17 protein-coding genes and 5 tRNA genes are annotated in these 17682 nt (G+C 69.1%); 1 reads left to right on the top strand and 21 read right to left on the bottom strand.

Annotated elements, in window-relative coordinates; genetic code table 11:
* Positions 1 to 4 precede the first annotated feature (4 nt).
* The 14 genes from rplA to ispD all read right to left on the bottom strand — a co-directional run bounded on the left by rplA (position 5) and on the right by ispD (position 8349).
* Positions 5 to 706: a 50S ribosomal protein L1 gene (rplA, locus tag Q0C41_RS10340; protein WP_291983469.1), complete on the bottom strand. Its 702-nt coding sequence runs from the start codon at positions 704 to 706 to the stop codon at positions 5 to 7.
* 101 nt (positions 707 to 807) lie between these two features.
* A complete protein-coding gene (gene rplK, locus Q0C41_RS10335; RefSeq protein ID WP_110173175.1) occupies positions 808 to 1233 on the bottom strand; it encodes a 50S ribosomal protein L11 in 426 nt (141 codons plus the stop codon).
* Positions 1234 to 1307: 74 nt separating this feature from the next.
* On the bottom strand, positions 1308 to 1883 hold the full coding sequence (gene nusG, locus Q0C41_RS10330) for a transcription termination/antitermination protein NusG (RefSeq protein WP_291983465.1): 576 nt from the start codon (positions 1881 to 1883) through the stop codon (positions 1308 to 1310).
* A complete protein-coding gene (gene secE / locus Q0C41_RS10325) occupies positions 1880 to 2176 on the bottom strand; it encodes a preprotein translocase subunit SecE (RefSeq protein ID WP_291983464.1) in 297 nt (98 codons plus the stop codon). The genes nusG and secE overlap by 4 nt, the downstream gene beginning before the upstream one ends.
* Before the next feature lie 81 nt (positions 2177 to 2257).
* Positions 2258 to 2333, bottom strand: a tRNA-Trp gene (locus tag Q0C41_RS10320).
* Positions 2334 to 2352: 19 nt separating this feature from the next.
* Positions 2353 to 2502: a 50S ribosomal protein L33 gene (gene rpmG, locus Q0C41_RS10315; protein ID WP_110173177.1), complete on the bottom strand. Its 150-nt coding sequence runs from the start codon at positions 2500 to 2502 to the stop codon at positions 2353 to 2355.
* Positions 2503 to 2583: 81 nt separating this feature from the next.
* Positions 2584 to 3771, bottom strand: coding sequence for an elongation factor Tu (gene tuf, locus Q0C41_RS10310; protein ID WP_291983462.1), 1188 nt, complete (start codon positions 3769 to 3771; stop codon positions 2584 to 2586).
* A gap of 211 nt (positions 3772 to 3982) precedes the next feature.
* Positions 3983 to 4058, bottom strand: a tRNA-Thr gene (locus Q0C41_RS10305).
* Between the two features lie 157 nt (positions 4059 to 4215).
* A tRNA-Gly gene (locus Q0C41_RS10300) sits at positions 4216 to 4290 on the bottom strand.
* 203 nt (positions 4291 to 4493) lie between these two features.
* Positions 4494 to 4580, bottom strand: a tRNA-Tyr gene (locus tag Q0C41_RS10295).
* A gap of 98 nt (positions 4581 to 4678) precedes the next feature.
* A tRNA-Thr gene (locus Q0C41_RS10290) sits at positions 4679 to 4755 on the bottom strand.
* Between the two features lie 134 nt (positions 4756 to 4889).
* A complete protein-coding gene (gene rlmB, locus Q0C41_RS10285) occupies positions 4890 to 5642 on the bottom strand; it encodes a 23S rRNA (guanosine(2251)-2'-O)-methyltransferase RlmB (RefSeq protein ID WP_291983460.1) in 753 nt (250 codons plus the stop codon).
* 2 nt (positions 5643 to 5644) lie between these two features.
* Positions 5645 to 7156 carry a glutamate--tRNA ligase gene (gltX, locus tag Q0C41_RS10280; protein WP_291983458.1) on the bottom strand — a complete coding sequence of 504 codons (1512 nt, stop codon included), beginning with the start codon at positions 7154 to 7156 and terminating at the stop codon, positions 5645 to 5647.
* Positions 7157 to 7176: 20 nt separating this feature from the next.
* A complete protein-coding gene (gene ispD, locus Q0C41_RS10275) occupies positions 7177 to 8349 on the bottom strand; it encodes a 2-C-methyl-D-erythritol 4-phosphate cytidylyltransferase (protein WP_291983457.1) in 1173 nt (390 codons plus the stop codon).
* Positions 8350 to 8385: 36 nt separating this feature from the next.
* Here ispD and Q0C41_RS10270 point away from each other — a divergent pair, with 36 nt between their 5' ends.
* Positions 8386 to 10434 (top strand): hypothetical protein, encoded by a 2049-nt coding sequence (locus tag Q0C41_RS10270; RefSeq protein ID WP_291983455.1) that lies wholly within the window; start codon positions 8386 to 8388, stop codon positions 10432 to 10434.
* Positions 10435 to 10524: 90 nt separating this feature from the next.
* Here the strand turns inward: Q0C41_RS10270 and Q0C41_RS10265 are convergent, their stop codons facing one another.
* From Q0C41_RS10265 to dnaB, 7 genes are all read right to left on the bottom strand, one after another.
* On the bottom strand, positions 10525 to 11145 hold the full coding sequence (locus Q0C41_RS10265; protein WP_291983453.1) for a phenylalanine--tRNA ligase beta subunit-related protein: 621 nt from the start codon (positions 11143 to 11145) through the stop codon (positions 10525 to 10527).
* The gene (locus Q0C41_RS10260; protein WP_291983452.1) at positions 11142 to 11879 is read right to left on the bottom strand and encodes a 1-acyl-sn-glycerol-3-phosphate acyltransferase; all 738 of its coding nucleotides are present in this window, start codon (positions 11877 to 11879) and stop codon (positions 11142 to 11144) included. Before Q0C41_RS10260 ends, Q0C41_RS10265 begins: the two co-directional genes overlap by 4 nt.
* Before the next feature lie 9 nt (positions 11880 to 11888).
* The gene (locus tag Q0C41_RS10255) at positions 11889 to 12992 is read right to left on the bottom strand and encodes a PIN domain-containing protein (protein ID WP_291983450.1); all 1104 of its coding nucleotides are present in this window, start codon (positions 12990 to 12992) and stop codon (positions 11889 to 11891) included.
* 101 nt (positions 12993 to 13093) lie between these two features.
* On the bottom strand, positions 13094 to 14470 hold the full coding sequence (radA, locus tag Q0C41_RS10250; protein WP_291983449.1) for a DNA repair protein RadA: 1377 nt from the start codon (positions 14468 to 14470) through the stop codon (positions 13094 to 13096).
* Positions 14471 to 14540: 70 nt separating this feature from the next.
* Positions 14541 to 15074, bottom strand: coding sequence for a four helix bundle protein (locus tag Q0C41_RS10245; RefSeq protein WP_291983448.1), 534 nt, complete (start codon positions 15072 to 15074; stop codon positions 14541 to 14543).
* A gap of 26 nt (positions 15075 to 15100) precedes the next feature.
* Positions 15101 to 16252 (bottom strand): alanine racemase, encoded by a 1152-nt coding sequence (gene alr, locus Q0C41_RS10240; RefSeq protein ID WP_291983447.1) that lies wholly within the window; start codon positions 16250 to 16252, stop codon positions 15101 to 15103.
* A 1-nt stretch (position 16253) separates the two neighbouring features.
* Positions 16254 to 17591, bottom strand: coding sequence for a replicative DNA helicase (dnaB, locus tag Q0C41_RS10235; protein ID WP_291983446.1), 1338 nt, complete (start codon positions 17589 to 17591; stop codon positions 16254 to 16256).
* Between the last annotated feature and the right edge of the window lie 91 nt (positions 17592 to 17682).

Raw genomic sequence — 17682 nt, 5'->3', positions numbered from 1 at the left:
CCCCTTACTTGACGAGCGCCTCGACATGCGAGGTGTCGATCGCCACGCCTGGACCCATGGTCGAGCTGACCGTCAGGCTCTTCAGATACTTGCCCTTGGCCGCCGCCGGCTTCGCCTTCATCACACTGTCGAAGAGGGCGTGCGCATTGGCCAGGAGGTTTTCGGCCGGGAACGACACCTTGCCGATCGGCGCGTGCACGATGCCGGTCTTGTCCACACGGAACTCGACCTTGCCCGCCTTGATCTCCTGCACGGCCTTGGTGATGTCGGTCGTCACCGTTCCGGTCTTCGGATTCGGCATGAGGCCGCGCGGACCGAGCACCTTGCCCAGCTTGCCCACCGCACGCATCATGTCGGGCGTGGCCACGACGGCATCGAAATCCGTCCAGCCGCCCGCGATCTTCTCGACGAGTTCCTCGCCACCGATGGCATCCGCCCCGGCCGCCTCGGCCTCGCGCTGCTTCTCGGGGTTGGCGATCACCAGCACGCGCTTGGTCTTGCCCAGGCCGTGCGGCAGCACCACGGTGCCGCGCACCATCTGGTCGGCGTGCTTCGGATCGACACCGAGGCGGATGGCCACCTCGACGGTTTCGTCGAACTTGGTGTACTTGAGCTTCTGGACGAGGGGAATGGCCTCATCCAGCACGTACGGGCGCTCTTCGACCTGGGCGCGCGCCGCCGCAAACTTCTTCCCGGGAGTGGGCATGTGTCCTCCGTGGTGCAGTCGGCCGCGCTGCGGCCTCCCACGTTGCGTGTAGATCCCGTCAATTTGAAATTGGAAATTTCAAATCACCGGAACACCACCTTCTAGCCGACGACGTCGAGGCCCATCGAGCGGGCCGTACCGGCCACGCTGCGCATGGCCGCCTCGAGCGACTCGCAGTTGAGGTCGGGCAACTTGATGCGCGCGATCTCCTCGACCTGCGCCTTGGTCACCGTCCCCACCTTGTTCTTGTTCGGCTCGGCCGAGCCCTTCGGCACGTTGGCCGCCCGCTTGAGCAGGATCGGCGCCGGGGGCGTCTTCAGCACGAAGGTGTACGACCGGTCGGCAAACACCGTCACCACCACGGGGATGATGAGGCCGTCCTGCCCGGCAGTCTTCGCGTTGAAGTTCTTGCAGAAGTCCATGATGTTGACGCCCTGCGGACCGAGCGCGGTCCCGACGGGCGGCGCCGGCGTTGCCTTGCCGGCGGCGATCTGGAGCTTCACGAGTGCTTGAACTTTCTTGGCCATGTCTCTTCGAACCTGCTGTGCCTGAAACCCGCGTGCGACCGGCGCGGAACGCCGGCCCTCCCGAGGCGCTCTGCCTAGAGCTTCTCCACCTGAAGGAAGTCGAGCTCCACCGGCGTCGACCGCCCGAAGATCGTCACCATGACCTTCAGCGTGCTGCGCTCGGTATTGACCTCGTCCACCGTGCCGTTGAAGTTGGTGAACGGACCTTCGTTGATACGAACCTGGTCGCCCTTCTCGAAGGAGTACTTCGGCTTGGGCTTCTCCGCGCTCTCGCGCACCTGCAGGAGGATGTTCTCCACCTCTTCCCGGGTGAGCGGCGTGGGCTTGGCGCCCGCCCCGACGAACCCGGTGACCTTCGGCGTGTTCTTCACCACGTGCCACGCGTCGTCGGTCATCAGCATCTCGACGAACAGGTAGCCCGGGAAGATGCGCTTGGGCGCTTCGTACTTCTTCCCGTTGCGCATCTCGACGACGACTTCCTGGGGCACCAGCACTTCGCCGAACTTGTCCTCGAGCCCGTAGGCCTGGACCCGCTGCTCGAGCGACTCCTTGACCTTCTTCTCGAAGCCCGAGTAGGTGTGCACGATGTACCAGTTGAGCACCGGGCCCGCCGCCGCCCCTTCATGCATCCCGCTGATGCCCTCGCTCATGCCGCCCCCCCGAGTCGTCGGAAGATCCACTCGACGACCTTGTTGAAGGCGGCATCGATCGCAAACAGGTACAACCCCATGATCAGCGAGAAGGCGATCACGACGATGGTCGTGGCCTGCACCTCGCGCTGCGTCGGCCACGAGACCCGCCCGACCTCTTCACGCACCTTCGTCAGGAAGTCCTTGGCACGCGGCCACCAGCCGAGCGGGCCAGCGGGAGCCACCACGGGCGTCTCGGCCTCGCGACGGCCAACCTGAGCGTCCTTGACGTTATCCACCATCGCGGTCTTCACGGTGCGGTTTCCTTCAGTGCCGACGCCCGGACGCGTGTCGCGACTGTCGCGACCCGTGCCCCGGGCGCCCGCCGGCGGGTGTGGCAGGCCAGGAGGGAATCGAACCCCCAACCCCCGGTTTTGGAGACCGGTGCTCTGCCAATTGAGCTACTGGCCTGTACGGGTCCTGCCTCTGCCTACTTGCTTTCCTTGTGATCGGTGTGCGACTTGCAGAAGCGGCAGAACTTCTTCATGTTCAGGCGCTCGGTCGTCTTCTTCTTGTTGCGCGTCGTGCTGTAGTTCCGACGCTTGCACTCGCCGCACGCGAGCTGAACGATGTCTCTCATGACGAACTCTCGTGTCTCAGGGCTCAGGACTCAGGGCTCAAGCGCGAGACTTGAGACCTGCGACGTGAGACGTACCTGCTGTTAGGCCAGAATCTCGGTGATGGTGCCCGCACCCACCGTGCGCCCACCCTCACGGATGGCGAACCGCAGGCCCTTCTCCAGCGCCACCGGGCCGATGAGCTCGATCTCCATCGCCACGTTGTCGCCCGGCATCACCATCTCCACGCCCTCGGGCAGCTTGGCCACACCCGTGACGTCGGTCGTCCGGATGTAGAACTGCGGCCGATAGCCGTTGAAGAACGGCGTGTGCCGCCCGCCCTCTTCCTTGGTCAGGACGTACACTTCGCCCTTGAACTTGGTGTGCGGCAGAATCGACCCGCTCTTGGCCAGCACCTGGCCGCGCTCGACCGATTCCTTGTCGATGCCCCGCAGCAGCGCCCCGATGTTGTCGCCGGCCTGCCCTTCATCGAGCAGCTTCTTGAACATCTCGACGCCGGTCACCACCGTCTTGCGCGTCGGACCGAAGCCCACGATCTCGATTTCCTCGCCGACCTTGACCTTGCCACGCTCGACGCGGCCCGTCACCACCGTGCCGCGGCCCGAGATCGAGAACACGTCCTCGACCGGCATCAGGAACGGCTTGTCGATCTGGCGCTCCGGCATCGGGATGTACTGATCCACGGCCTCCATCAGCGCGTCGATCGTCTTCTCCCATTCCGGGTCGCCCTCGAGCGCCTTGAGCGCCGAGCCGCGCACAATCGGAATCTCGTCGCCCGGGAACCCGTAGCTCGAGAGCAGCTCCCGCACCTCGAGCTCGACCAGGTCCAGCAGCTCCGCGTCGTCGACCGCGTCCACCTTGTTCAGGAACACCACCAGGTACGGCACGCCCACCTGCCGTGCCAGCAGGATGTGCTCGCGCGTCTGCGGCATCGGGCCGTCGGTGGCCGCCACGACCAGGATGCCGCCGTCCATCTGCGCCGCACCCGTGATCATGTTCTTCACGTAGTCGGCGTGCCCCGGGCAGTCCACGTGCGCGTAGTGCCGGTTGGCCGTCTCGTACTCCACGTGCGCCGTCGCGATCGTGATGCCGCGCTCCCGCTCTTCCGGCGCGTTGTCGATCGAATCGAACGACCGGAACGACACCTTCGGGTTGTGCTTGTGCAACACCTTGGTGATCGCTGCCGTCGTCGTCGTCTTGCCGTGGTCGATGTGGCCGATCGTCCCGATGTTGACGTGCGGCTTCGAACGATCGAACTTTTCTTTACCCATAACCTTGTACGCTCTCTCCGCTACACCCGGCGCCACCGCCTGGTTGCGCGTGCTCCACCGTCTTCGCCCGGGCGTGCCATCCCGCCCGCCGCGGCTCGCTGCGCGAGCGCCGATGGGCATCCTTCGCCTCGAGGCCTGACATCCGACGCGCACCGCCTCGGCGGCTTGCCAGCCGAAGCTCACGCTCAGGATGCCCGGCGTGAGCGAAGGATGGAGCCGATGACCGGGATTGAACCGGTGACCTCGTCCTTACCAAGGACGCGCTCTGCCAACTGAGCTACATCGGCCTTCGCTACACGCTCACTTCGTTCGCAGCTTCGGCCGACCGGGTCGAAGCCACCGAACATTCCCTGCGCTCGCGGCTTCGGCCAGACAGGTCGGAGCCTCTGAACGCTCACTTCGTATGCAGGCCCGGCGAGCAACGCGAGCGGGGTGGGCGAAGGCTGGAGCGGGAGACGGGGATCGAACCCGCGACCAACAGCTTGGAAGGCTGTGACTCTACCACTGAGTTACTCCCGCCTTCGCACCACGCTCTTCACTGCCACGTCGACCCGATGCCTGCCACGCCCGCATCCTGCCTCACACCCGGGGTCACTCCCGGTCCCACGTGCCCAACCCGCGTCGTTCGCGTCACCACGCCTGCATGACCATCCGGAGACCCCCAGGCCGCCGGGCTCGCCAGCCGTGGTCCGCCGTCGCGCAAGGCGCTGGCGGACGAAGGCTGGTGGCGAGGGAAGGATTCGAACCTTCGAAGGCGCTTGGCCGACAGATTTACAGTCTGCTGCGTTTGACCGCTCCGCAACCTCGCCGAACGACTGATCGGGCCGGAGCCCGCGTGGGACTCGGCTTCGGACGCCGTCAGGCGCCCGCAGACACACCAGGTCCGACCGTTTCCCTGCGCTACTTCTGGAGCTGGCGAAGGGATTTGAACCCCCGACCGGCTGATTACAAATCAGCTGCTCTACCGGACTGAGCTACGCCAGCCGGACAAAGGAGGAAAGTGTAGCACACGCGTTCGAGACGCTACAAGCACGAGGCCTGTCCCCCGGCCACGGCACCTGCCCGCACGTCATGCGTGTGTCCTGCACACGACCGCCGCCTCCCGGCAACCCGTGAGTCTAGCCTGAATGCCCGCGACCAGGCAACTCCCCTGCCATGCGCTGCCGCAACGCCTCGTACAGCACCACGCCGGTCGCCACCGACACGTTCAGGCTGCTGACATGGCCCCGCATGGGCAACGCCGCGATGAAATCGCAGTGCTCCCGCACCAGCCGGCGCAGCCCCTCGCCCTCGGCCCCCACCACGAGCGCCGTCGGCGGCCGGAAGTCGATCCGGTCGTAGGGCTGCGCGCCCTCCGCGTCCAGGCCGACGACCCAGACGCCGAGCGACTTGAGCGTCTCGATGGCCCGGACCACGTTGACCACGTCCACGATCCGCACGTGCGCCAGCGCTCCCGCCGAGGCGCGGGCCGCAGCCGGCCCGAGCGCCGCTGCGTGCCGCTCCTGCCGAACCACGGCCGTGGCACCGACGGCGTCCGAGGTCCGGAGAATCGCGCCCACGTTGTGCGGGTCCTCGACCCCATCCAATACGACGATCAGCGGTGTGGCCTCGACCGACACCACCTGCTCGAGCGTCCAGCGCCTCGGCGCCTCGGCAAGCGTGGCCATCACCCCCTGGTGGCGCTCCCCGCCGGCGAGACGGTCGAGTTCCTGGGCGTCGACCCTCCGGACCGGCACGCCCTCCGACTCGGCCAGCCGCACGATCTCCTGCACCCGCGCGTCGGCCCGGGCCCCGACCCGGACCTCCCGCACCCCGCCTGCCCGCAGGGCCTCCCGCACCGGATGCACGCCGACGATCACGATGGGCGCCACGCTCACACTCCCAGGATCGCCGCAGCGCAGATGGCCGCGCGCTCGCGACAGCCGACGATGGGGGGCAGGCCGAGGTCGCGCGGGACGTCGGCGCCGGCCTCGATGGCCGGCACGAGCAGATCCAGTTCGGGGCCGCTGTCCGCGCCGGTGAGGGCGAGACGAATCGGATGGAACAGGGCTCGCCCCTTCTGGCCCGTCCGCTGCCGCACCTGCTGCGCCGCCTCCCGGAAGGACTCGCGCGTCAGCCGGGGACGCGCACTGAGCTCCTGGGCAAAGGCGATGACCACGGCACGCCCGGCCTCGGCCGCCTCGGCCGCCTCGCTCGCCAGATGCTCGACCACGGCCGCCGGTCGCGGGGCCTCGAACACGGGGCGCAACCGTTCGGGCGCATCGGCCAGCTGATCCACCGTGCCGGCGATCAGCGGGACGCACGTGCGCAGGAACGTCTGGACCGCCGGTGCCGCTCCGCTGCCCGCCGCAAGGTGGCCGGCCGCCACCAGATGTGGCTCCAGCAGCCCAGCGAGGCGCCCCGGGTCCGCCTCCTTGAGGTAGTGCCGGTTCATCCAGGCCAGCTTGTCCGGGTCGAAGACGCCGGCGCTGCGGGTCACGTCCTCGACGCGAAACCGGCGCGCGAGTTCGTCGAGCGGCACGATCTCCTCGTCGTGGCCCGGCGACCACCCGAGCAGGGCGAGGTAGTTGCGCAGCGCTTCGGGCAGGATGCCGCGCGCGCGGAAATCCCCCACGCTCGAGGCGCCGTGCCGCTTGGACAAGGGCGCGTGGTCGGGGCCGAGGACGAGCGACAGGTGCGCGAACTGCGGCGGGTCGACGCCGAGGGCGCGATACAGCAGACACTGTCTCGGCGTGTTCGGCACATGGTCCTCGCCACGCACCACCAGCGAGATCGCCATCGCCACATCGTCGACCACCACGGCGAAGTTGTAGGCGGGCAGCCCACTCTGCCGCAGCAGGACGAAGTCGCCGATCATCGCGATGTCGGTGGTGATGGGGCCACGCACGAGGTCGGTGAAGGTGACGGCCGCCTCGTCCGGCACGCGGAAGCGAATCGCCGCAGCCTCCCCGGCATCGACCCGGGCCTGGGCGGTGGCGGGATCGAGACCGCGACAGGTGCCGGCGTACTGCGGCGTGCGGCTCTCGCGCAGCGCGGCCTCGCGAGCCGCATCGAGGTCGGCCGGGGTGCAGAAGCAGTAGTACGCCTGCCCGGACGCGCGCAGCCGCTCGGCCTGGGTGCGATAGACCGTCAGGCGTTCGGTCTGGCGGTAGGGCCCGAAGGCGCCGCCCGTGTCTGGACCTTCGTCCCAGTCGAGCCCCAGCCAGCGGAGGTCCTCCAGAATGCCGTCGGCAGACGCCACCGTGGAGCGGGCCTCGTCGGTGTCCTCGAGCCGCAGCACGAACGTCCCGCCCTGTCCGCGGGCGAGCAGCCAGTTGAAGAGGGCCGTTCTGGCATTGCCGACATGGAGATGCCCCGTCGGACTCGGAGCGAAGCGGACGCGCATCAGGACATTATCGGGGATCGTCAGCGCTCCAGCAGCGCCACGGCGTGGACGATCATCGCGTCTTCGAGGGCCGCGGTGCCCTCGGGCGTCTTGCCCTTCACGCTGATGCGGTCCGGCGTGGTGTCGAGCGCGCCGGCGAGGGATGCGCGCAAGGCGTCCGCGATCCGGCCGATCTTCGGGCGGTGGCAGATGACGACCAGGTCGAGGTTGCCCAGGCGCCACCCGGCAGCGTGCACGCGTGCGAACGCGTCGCGCAGCAGGGCGAGGCTGTCGGCATCCTTCCAGGCCGGATCGGTATCGGGGAACAGCCCGCCGACATCGCCGAGGCCGGCGGCGCCGAGCACGGCGTCCGTGATCGCATGACACACCGCGTCGCCGTCCGAATGGCCGGCCAGCCCGGCCTGGTCGGGCACGTGGACGCCGCCGACGACGAGCCGTCGACCGTCGGCGAACCGGTGCGAGTCGTAGCCCAGCCCGATTCGCATGGTGGCGGCACCGTGAGCGCCGTCGTTCCCGAGGGCACGGCGCGCGCGCACGAGGTCGTCTTCGGTCGTGATCTTGACGTTGTCGGGATGCCCGTCCACGACCTCGACACGATGGCCGAGATGTTCGGCGAGCGAGGCCTCGTCGGTGACGTCCACCGCGGACGTCATCACGGGCAGCAGGGCGTCGAGCACGTCCCGCCGAAACCCCTGGGGCGTCTGCGCCAGCGCGAGTTCGTCACGCGGGATCGTGCCGTCGATCCATCGCTGGCCGTCTTCGCAGGCGATGTGCTTCACGGTGTCGTGCACGCGCGCCGCGGCGATGGCCGCGCCCCCGTGCGCCGCGGCGTCGATGACGCGGCCGATGATGCCGTCGGTGACGAACGGTCGTGCCGCGTCATGCACGAGGACTACGTGCGCGTCGTGCGGCACGGCACGCAATCCGGCCGCCACGGAATCCTGCCGTCGCTCGCCCCCCGCCACGACGGCGATCAGCTTGCTGCCAGCGGCCGCCGCGGCCAGTACGCGTGCCGCCTCGAGGTCTGCAGCGGGCACCACGGCCACCACGCCGCGAACGCGCGATGACGCCGCGCACGCCGCGACACTCCGCTCGAAGATGGTCCGGTCGCCCAGCGACAGCCACTGCTTGGCCACGGCTCCGCCGAGCCGACGCCCCTGCCCACCGGCGGCCACCACGACATCCACGATCACGAAGTCCGCCCCATGCGAGTGGTAAGGTACACCGCCATGCGGAGCGCAGCACGCCTGGGCCTGAACTTGCTGCTCTGGCTCGTGGTGTTCGGTGCGGCCCTCTCGACACTGCGCAGCCTGCGCGAGGTGGATCCCCGTGGCCGGGCCTCGTGGGGCGCGGCGGCCATCGCGTTCGACGCGACGCCACGTGATGCCACGCTCTTTCTGCCGGCCTGCGACATCGATGCGGTCGTCTTGCACCCGTCAGGCGCCGCTGACGGCCGCATCGACGCCGAGTTCTTCGTCGCCGCCCCCGACGGCTCCGCGCAACGCGTCGGCACCACGAGCGTCGTGGCGGTAACTGGCGCACCGATCGCCATCCCCCTTGGCAACGTGACGCCGCCCTGGCGCGCTCCCCTGGTGGTCAGGCTCAGAGACGCCGGTGGCATCCTGTCGCTCGACGCACGACGTCCGATGACACTGGTGCCCAGGTTTGCCACGCGGCTCGGCAGCCTTGGCTGTGCGCTCGACGGGGGCGCGACGACGCCGGGCCTGCTGCTCGTGCTGACGGTGATGTGGATGTCGGCCTTCACCATCATGATCGCCGGGGTGTGGCTGGCTCGCGCCCTCGGGGTGGCGCAGCCGGCGCTCGGCGTGCGGGGCGCAACCGCACTGGCCGTGATGGCCGCAGGCGCGACGCTCGTCGCCTACACGCTCGTCGTGCCACCGTTCGAGCCGCCCGACGAACTTGCCCATCTGCAGTACGCGCGCTTCGTCGCCACGACTGGCTCGCTGCCCAGCGAGGTGCCGGCGCACGACTCCGAGTGGCGAGCCTCGTCGTACGAGTTCGTGCAGCAGCCGCTGTACTACCTCGGCGCTGCCGCCCTGCTGAAGGCCACGGGGCTCGAGGCTCCGGGCCCCGCCGTGACGCTCAATCCACGCTCGCGGCTGCACGCGGGCGGGACCGAGCCCTCGATCTTCTGGCACGCAGGTCCGCCGCAACCGGCGACGGGCCATCGAGCCCTGCGGGTGCTGCGTCTCGCGTCCCTGCTCATGGCGCTGGCCACGACCTGGATCATCGCGAGGCTGCTCACGACCGTGACCAGCGACCCGCTGGTCGTCGCCACGGTCGCCGGCGGCCTCGGCCTCATCCCCCAGTGGTGCGCCGTGATGGGCGCGGTCTCGACCGATCCGCCCGCCACGCTGCTGGCCGCGGCAGCGACCCTCGCGATCGCACGCGTGACGCGCGGGCGTGGCACCACCGGCCTGCTCCTGCTGACCGGCCTGCTGATTGGCGCCGCCTATGCCGTCAAGGCCACGGCCGTCTTCCTCGCCCCCATGGCCATCCTGGCGTGCCTCCTGGCGGCGCGCCGCGCCGGGCAGGAGCGCACGGGTGCGTCGACTGGCGGCGAACCGGTCGCCATCCTCGCCGCGGCGCTCCGTCCCGTGCTGCTCGTCGGTGCGGGTATCGTCCTCGCGGCCGCATGGCTCCACGTGCGCGCCTGGATGGTGTTCGGCGATCCGTCGGCACACGCCTTCAAGCGGGCCGTCCTCGAGGCCGGCGGCTTCGTGCCGACGGCGGGACCGATGCCGTGGACGCCGGAGTTCTGGGCACAGATGCGCGTGATGGTGTTCGAGCCGTTCTGGGCGCGGTTCGGCTCGCTCGGCGCCGGCCCGTTTCCCGGCAGCAAGGTCTGGCTGCCGTACGCTGCCGCGTCAGTGCTGCTGGTGGCCCTGGCCACGTGGAGCACCCTGGCTGCAGCGGCCTCCCTCTGGCGTGCTCGCCATCGCGACCCGGCCGCGCCGGATACCAGCGGCGTCATGCTGGTGTGCGCGCTCGGCGTGGTGCTCGGGCTGGCCGCGTGGGGACTGGTCAATCTGGTGCCGCGCGCCGACATGGTCGTGCACTGGACGCCCCGACACATCCTGCCGCTCACCGCGCCGGCCGCCGTGCTCGTCGGCGCCGGCCTCGAGCGGCTGCGCACGACGACTGGCGTCGTACAGCGCCTCGGTGCCGCCGCGACGGGCCTGACCGTCGTGGTGCTCGCCCTCGCGTGGCTCGGGGTGCTGCGAGCCACGGTGCTGATGTTTCACTTCGGGTACTAGAGAATTTCAGAATTTCAGAATTTCATCGCCACCTCCGCGCTGCGAGGTTGGCCGTGGTAGAGAAATCGTGAAATCGTGAAATCGCCAGGCCTAGACCCCGCCGGCGTACTCGGCCAGACGATCGCGCGTGATGGCCAGGGCGCGGTCGCCGTGGGCAGGAGGCATCACGGCCGGCACGAACAGCACGACCAGCACGTCGGTCGTCTCCGGCGTGGTCATCGTGCGCGACGAATCGGACGTCGGGTTGCCGAAGGGCCCGACCGCATCGGCAAGCGTCAGGCGCCCCTCGACGTTGACGCGGTCCTTGCGAATGCCGTCATACCCCTCCCCGGTGCGTCCGAGCCGCAGCGTGATCGGCGGCTGCACCTTGCCGAGGTCGTAGAGGCCGAAGGAGACCTGCGTCTCGGCCGAGCACCAGTTGATGATGTCCACGAGGCCGTTGACGCGCGGGAGCGGGTCGCCCTTGCGCACGCGGCGCAGCAGGGCCTCGCTCGACGGCCGCGTCCGCGTCGGGTCGATGCCGCACCGCTTGTACATCGCGCGCGTCGCCATGGTCGCCTCCTCCAGACCGGTCGCCTCGCGCAGAGCGGCGGCCGCCGCGGCCAGAGGCGCATCGAGCCGTGGGTCGTGGGCGAGCACCGTGACGCCACGACGGACCAGCACCCCAGGGACGACGATGTCGGCGACGTCCGGGGAGACGGCGAGGATCACGAGGGGCCACCCTGCAACTGCTCGACGCCGGCGCGAACCTGCGCCTGCACGATCCCGGCTAGCTCGCGCGCCTGGGCGGTCTGGTAGCCCTCGGTCGACACCGGCGGGTGCACCCGCACGCGCACGTGCCCGGGGCACGTCATCAGCCGGCCCTTGCGCATCACGTGCCTGGTGCCCTCGACCGAGACCGGCACGATGGGCAGCCCGGCCTCGATGGCCAGCAGGACGATGCCGCCCCTGAAGCGCGCCACGCGGCCGTCGGCACTGCGCGTGCCTTCGGGGAACACGAGCAGCGACACCTTCTGACGCATCAGCTCCTTGATCTGGAGCATCGTCGAGTTGCCCGGGTTGCTGCGATCGACCAGCACGTGACCGCTGCGGCGCAGGTGCCAGCCGAGGAAGGGGACGCTGCCGAGCGAGGCCTTGGCGAGGATGCGCACCTGATACGGCAGGTGCCAGAACAGCACGGGGATGTCGTAGATGCTCTGGTGATTGGCCAGGAACAGGTAGGGCGTGTCGCGCGGCAGATCGTCGAGGCCGCTGATGTCGACCGAGACGCGCGTGGTCTTGAGAATCAGCCAGGCCCAGGCCCGGGCGCAGGCGTGCGCGAGGTGGCCCTGGCGGTCGACGAGCACCGACAGCAGGGACAGCGTCCCGAGGACGATCGTGTAGAGCGTGATGGCGGGGATCAGGAAGAAGACCGTCCGCCACCAGTGGAACGGGGGCACTGCCATCCGGCGGCGTCAGGTCTGCTGGACGGCGCGGGGCCGTCGGAAGGAGGCCGTCTGCGAGCTCGGCGGAGTGGCCGCCGGCGCCGGACTCTCGCCCTCGACCGGGGGCGGCATCCGCTGGGGATCGCCGGCCGGTTCGATGTAGCGCCCGAAGATCATCTTGCCCGCCGTGGTCTGGAGCACGCTCGTGACCACCACGTCGATGTTCTTGCTGATCATCTTGCGGCCGTTGTCCACCACCACCATCGTTCCATCGTCGAGGTAGGCGACGCCCTGGTTGTACTCGCGGCCTTCCTTGAGGATGAAGACCTTCATGTACTCGCCGGGCAGGACGACGGGCTTGAGGGAGTTGGCGAGCTCGTTGATGTTGAGCACGTGCACGCCGCGCAGTTCGGCCACCTTGTTGAGATTGAAGTCGTTGGTGACGATCTTGCCCTCGAGCGAGCGCGCCAGTTCGATCAGCTTGAGATCGACCTCCTTGACGTCGGGGAAGTCGACATCCGAGATGACCACGTCGAGATTGGTCATCTTCTGGATCTTCTGCAGGATGTCGAGACCGCGACGGCCGCGGTTGCGCTTCATCGCGTCGGAGGAGTCGGCGACGAACTGCAGTTCCTTGAGGACGAACTGCGGAATGACCAGGGTGCCGTCGAGGAAGCCGGTTTCGCAGATGTCGGCGATGCGGCCGTCGATGATGACGCTGGTGTCGAGAATCTTGAAGTGCTTCTTGGGCGCCGTGGCCCGGAACAGACTGATGAGCCTGGCCGGTTCCAGCCACTCGCCCTTGCGACCACCGACGACCAGGCCGAGGTAGGTCAGCGCGAGCAGCGTGACCGTGTGGAGGAAGGCGACGCGACTGTCGTTGGTGTTGGCCCAGAACAGCGTGGTCGTGATCGTCTTGGCGATGCTGAGGCCGAAGGTGCCACCGATCACGGCCCCGAGAATCGACGACACGGCGGTGTCGCGCAGCTGCGTCTCGAAGACCACGACGAGACCGGCCAGGCCCGCCCCGAACAGGACGTTGACCAGGGCCATCTCGTGGACCGGCCTGACCAGCGAGGCCGAATACGCGACCGCGGCCACGAACAGGACGCGGGCAAACACGAACCAGGTCATGTACGACCCCGAATAGGAAAGCTCAACGAGACCGAAGGACGCGGGCCGGGATGATGGTGGGGCGAAACAGCCACGCGACGCCAGCCGACATCATACGCCCATCAATCCCAACCGATCACCTCGTCCAGCGCCTCGGCCACGGTGCGGACGCCAACCACCTCGCATCCGGCGCCGGCATCGTCGGGGCCGACGTTGCCCGACGGCACCACGCAGCGGGTGAACCCCATCTGGGCCGCCTCGCGCACCCGGAGCAGGGACTGCCCGGTGGCCCGCACCTCGCCGGCCAGCCCCACCTCGCCGAAGATCGCGGTGCCCGGGCGGACCGCCCGGTTGCGCAGGCTGGACACCACGGCCGCGACGATGCCGAGGTCGGCGGCCCGTTCCTCCACGGTGAAGCCGCCCGCCACGTTGACGAAGACGTCCTCGCCGGCCAGATTCAGCCCGGCCCGCTTCTCGAGCACCGCCAGCAACAGGGCGAGGCGCTGCTGATCCACGCCGTTGGTCATCCGGCGGGCGCTGCCGTACACACTGCTCGAGACCAGGGCCTGGACCTCGACCAGGATGGGCCGGGAGCCCTCCATGCAACACAGCACGGCCGACCCGGGCGCCCCGACCTGCCGCTCGGCCAGGAACAGGGCCGAGGGGTTGGCCACGGGCTGCAGGCCGGTGCCCGTCATCTCGAAGACCCCGAGTTCACTGACCGCCCCGAAGCGATTCTTCACCGCGCGGATGACCCGATGGGTGTGGTGCCGCTCGCCCTCGAAGTACAGCACCGTGTCGACCACGTGCTCGAGGACCTTGGGGCCAGCAAGGCCGCCGTCCTTGGTCACGTGGCCGACGAGCACGGTCGGCAGGTTCTGCCCCTTGGCGGCGAACAGCAGCTGCGTGGCCGTCTCGCGAATCTGCCCCACCGTGCCCGGCGCCGACGTCAGCTTGGTCGAGTACACGGTCTGGATCGAGTCGACGATGAGCAGGGCCGGTCGGAGGCGCTGGACTTCCTCGAGGATGCGCTCGGTGCAGGTCTCGGCCAGCAGGTACAGCGGCGCGTTGCCGACGCCGAGCCGCTCGCCACGCCCCTTGACCTGGTGTTCGGACTCCTCGCCCGAGCAGTACAGGACCGGGCCGGTCCGCTGCGCGAACTCCGCCGCCGCCTGCAGCAGCAGCGTGCTCTTGCCGATGCCGGGTTCACCGCCGAGCAGGACGAGACTGCCGGGCACCAGCCCGCCGCCGAGCACGCGGTCGAACTCGCCGATGCCCGTGGAGATGCGCTCGGCCTGCACCATGTCGACGTCGGCGTAGAGCCGCGCCTGCCCGCCCGCCGCGCCGAGGCTCGGGCGCGCTCCTCCGGCCGGCATCGGCGGCGCGGCCGCTTCCTCGGCAAAGGTGTTCCACGCGCCGCAGTCGGGGCATCGCCCCAGCCACTTGGGCGCTTGCGCGCCGCAGTTGGTACACGCAAAGACCGTCTTGGGAGCGCGCATCTGGCAATTTGAAAGTTGAAATCCGAAATTGGCAAGGGCTCGGCGGCATCGCCGCCTTCGCCCTCGAGAGTCAGGACCGCTTCGCTTCCGGCGGCCGGCTGGCAGATCGCGCGATGGTCGATACGACCTGCGCGATCTCCCGGGCCTCTGGCCCGAGCGACGCCCACTCCTCCTCGCGCAGGTGGCCGCTCTCCCGCGCCAGGCGCACCCAGTACTGCAGTTCCCGCGCCTCCTTGGTCGCAATCGCGACCTTGGAGGCGAAGTCCGCGCGCGACTGAGCAGCGGTCGCTTCCTCCAGGTTCGCTCCTACGGACGTCGCCGCGCGAATCAACTGGCGCAGGACGACATCCCCGACCATGCGCGCGTACACCGCATCCCGCCGCAGCGTGGCCACTCGAAGTGCCAATCGAAACGCCCGTTCGTGGATCTCGCGACGCATGCCCGGCTGTTCTGCATGAACGGGGCCACGCGCACGACCGCGGAGAACCAGAGGGTGGCCCTGAGGACGCTGCAGAAACTGCGGCGGCGCGGGCAATGTGACATTGGAAATTTGAACGCTCTCGAGGCGCGGCTGCGCCGCCTCGCGGCCTGTCTCGAGCGGCAAGGCCGACAGGCCAGCCGCCGGTAATTTCACATGTCACATTTCGAATTGCCACCGCCGTACTCGCGCCCGATCCGGGCGCCGAGGCGACACAGCAGTTCCCACGGAATGGCGCCGATGGTCGCGGCCACCTCGCGGACGTCGAGCCGTTCCTCGCCCTGGCGCCCGAGCAGGACGACCTCGTCGCCAGGCGAGACGTCGAGGCCGGTGACGTCCACCGAGATCATGTCCATCGAAACCCGGCCGACGATCGGGACGCGTCGCCCCCGCACCAGCACCACGCCGCGGTTGCCGAGGCGCCAGTCGAGGCCGTCGGCGTAGCCCGCCGGCACCACGGCGACCGTGCGCGGACCGTCCGGACGATACGTCTGCCCGTACCCGACGGCTTCTCCGTCTCGCACCCCCTTGACCGCGACGACGCGGGAGTGCAGCGACAGCGCCGGCTCGAGCGCCAAGGTCGTCATCAGCGGCGGCGGTACGACGCCGTAGAGCAGCAGGCCGGGCCGGACGGCATCGAACCACACGCGCTCGTCGCGCAGCAACGCCGCGCTGTTGGCCGCGTGCGCGTGTGTCGTGCGCAGGCCCAGGGCCGCCGCAGTCTCGCGGGCCTCGGCGAAGTGCTGCTGCTGCAGGGCGAAGTGCTCGCTCTCGGGTTCGTCGGCCGTGGCAAAGTGCGTATACAGCGCATCGACCCGCAGCGCTGGAGCGTCCAGGATGGCGGGCAGCGTCTGCCGCAGGTTGTCGTGCCGCAGGCCGAGCCGGTTCATGCCGGTGTCGATCTTGACGTGGCAGCCGAGCACGGTGTCGCGCGCGGCCGCGGCGTCGGCGAGGGCGCGGCCAGCCCACGGCGACGAGATCGTCGGCGTCAGCCGATGCGAGAAGATGCCGTCGAGATCGGAGACCCCGAGTGCGCCGAAGACGAGAATCGGCGCGGTGACGCCCGCGTCCCGCAGGGCCACGCCCTCGTCGACGTCGGCACAGGCCAGCATCGCCACGCCTTCGGCCTCGAGGGCATGCGCGACCGCCGCCGCGCCATGTCCGTAGGCGTTGGCCTTGACGACGGCGATGATGCCGGGCGCGGGATGGCCCGACGCCAGGGCGCCGTCCTCGAGCAGGCCGCGGATCGCCCGCACGTTGCCTCGCAGCGCGTCGAGGTCGACGCGTGCCACCGTGTGTCGCACGTCAGTAGTCGCTGGCGCCGCCGCGCTCGAGGTTCTCGAAGCGCGTGTAGTCGCTGATGAACGCGAGCTTCACCGTGCCCACCGGGCCGTTGCGCTGCTTCGCGATGATGATCTCGGCCTCGCCGGTGTCCTCGTCCTCGGGGCCCTTGTAGCGGTCCTCGCGGTAGATGAACATCACGACGTCGGCGTCCTGCTCGAGGGCGCCCGATTCACGCAGGTCCGACAACTGCGGCCGATGGTCGGCGCGCGCGTCGGGGGCCCGCGACAGCTGCGACAGGATGAGGATCGGTACGTGCAGTTCCTTGGCCAGCGCCTTCAGCGAGCGCGAGATGCTGGTCAGTTCCTGCTGCCGGTTCTCGAAGCGGCCGCGCCCCTGCATCAGCTGCACGTAGTCGATGACCAGCATGTCGAGGCCGTGCTCGGCCTTGAGGCGCCTCGCCTTGGCGCGCATCTCGAGGACACCGATGGAGGCGCTGTCGTCGAGGAAGATCTTGGCCATCGACAGCTTCTCGGCCGCCTGGGCGATGGCCGGCAGATCGCGCTCGAGCAGCATGCCCTGCCGGAGGCGCTGCGAGTCGACGCGCGCCTCGGAGGTGAGCATGCGCATGAAGAGCTGCTCCTTCGACATCTCGAGGCTGAAGACGCCGACCACCTTGCCGTGCTCGAGGGCGGCATTCTGCGCCATGTTGATGACGAAGGACGTCTTGCCCATCGACGGGCGCGCCGCGATGATCACCAGGTCGGTCGGCTGCATGCCCGACGTCTTGTGATCGAGGTCGTAGAACCCGGTGGGCACGCCGGTCACCAGGCTCTTGAACTGCTGCAGCTTCTCGACGGTGTCGAGGGCCGAGTTGACCAGATCCGACAGCGGCGTGAAGCCCTCGCCGATGCGGGCGTCGGCGATGCTGAAGATGCTGCGCTCGGCCTCGTCGAGGATCTCGCTGGCGTCGCGATCCGCGTCGTAGGCGTCCGAGGCAATCTTGCTGGCCTCGGTGATGAGGCGACGCAGCGTCGACTTCTCCTTGACGATCTGCGCGTAGTGCTCGACGTTGGTCGTGCGCGGCACGCCGTCGACCAGGCGCGTGATGTAGGCCGGTCCGCCGACCTTGTCGAGCGCGTTGGCGCGCGACAGCGACTCGGCCAGCGTCACCAGGTCGATGGCGGCGCCCCGCTCGCTCAACTGGATCATGTGCTCGAGGAGCAGCTGATGCGCCTCCCGGTAGAAGTCGTCGGGCTGCAGCACCTCGACTGCCGCATTGATCGTGTCGTTGCGCAGCAGGATGGCGCCGAGCACGGAGCGCTCCGCGTCGAGGTTGTGGGGCAGCGTGCGTTCGTTCATCGAGGGACCCGGGGACGGGAGACAGAGTGTAGCGAACAAACGAAGAGCCCGTCACCGGTCTGACCGGTGACGGGCTCGATGTCCTCGGGTA

Origin of the sequence: Luteitalea sp. (genome assembly GCF_022842525.1) — a bacterium.
In the GTDB taxonomy this organism is placed as follows: domain Bacteria; phylum Acidobacteriota; class Vicinamibacteria; order Vicinamibacterales; family Vicinamibacteraceae; genus Luteitalea.
This window is presented reverse-complemented; position numbering and strand designations above follow the sequence as displayed.

Excerpts from the sequence above, each read along its gene's own strand:
- rpmG (WP_110173177.1), bottom strand. The coding sequence starts at position 2,502 with ATGAGAGACATCGTTCAGCTCGCGTGCGGCGAGTGCAAGCGTCGGAAC.
- dnaB (WP_291983446.1), bottom strand. The coding sequence starts at position 17,591 with ATGAACGAACGCACGCTGCCCCACAACCTCGACGCGGAGCGCTCCGTG.
- tuf (WP_291983462.1), bottom strand. The coding sequence starts at position 3,771 with ATGGGTAAAGAAAAGTTCGATCGTTCGAAGCCGCACGTCAACATCGGG.
- rplK (WP_110173175.1), bottom strand. The coding sequence starts at position 1,233 with ATGGCCAAGAAAGTTCAAGCACTCGTGAAGCTCCAGATCGCCGCCGGC.
- rplA (WP_291983469.1), bottom strand. The coding sequence starts at position 706 with ATGCCCACTCCCGGGAAGAAGTTTGCGGCGGCGCGCGCCCAGGTCGAA.
- Q0C41_RS10260 (WP_291983452.1), bottom strand. The coding sequence starts at position 11,879 with ATGGCAGTGCCCCCGTTCCACTGGTGGCGGACGGTCTTCTTCCTGATC.
- radA (WP_291983449.1), bottom strand. The coding sequence starts at position 14,470 with ATGCGCGCTCCCAAGACGGTCTTTGCGTGTACCAACTGCGGCGCGCAA.
- nusG (WP_291983465.1), bottom strand. The coding sequence starts at position 1,883 with ATGAGCGAGGGCATCAGCGGGATGCATGAAGGGGCGGCGGCGGGCCCG.
- gltX (WP_291983458.1), bottom strand. The coding sequence starts at position 7,156 with ATGCGCGTCCGCTTCGCTCCGAGTCCGACGGGGCATCTCCATGTCGGC.
- Q0C41_RS10255 (WP_291983450.1), bottom strand. The coding sequence starts at position 12,992 with ATGACCTGGTTCGTGTTTGCCCGCGTCCTGTTCGTGGCCGCGGTCGCG.
- Q0C41_RS10270 (WP_291983455.1), top strand. The coding sequence starts at position 8,386 with ATGCGGAGCGCAGCACGCCTGGGCCTGAACTTGCTGCTCTGGCTCGTG.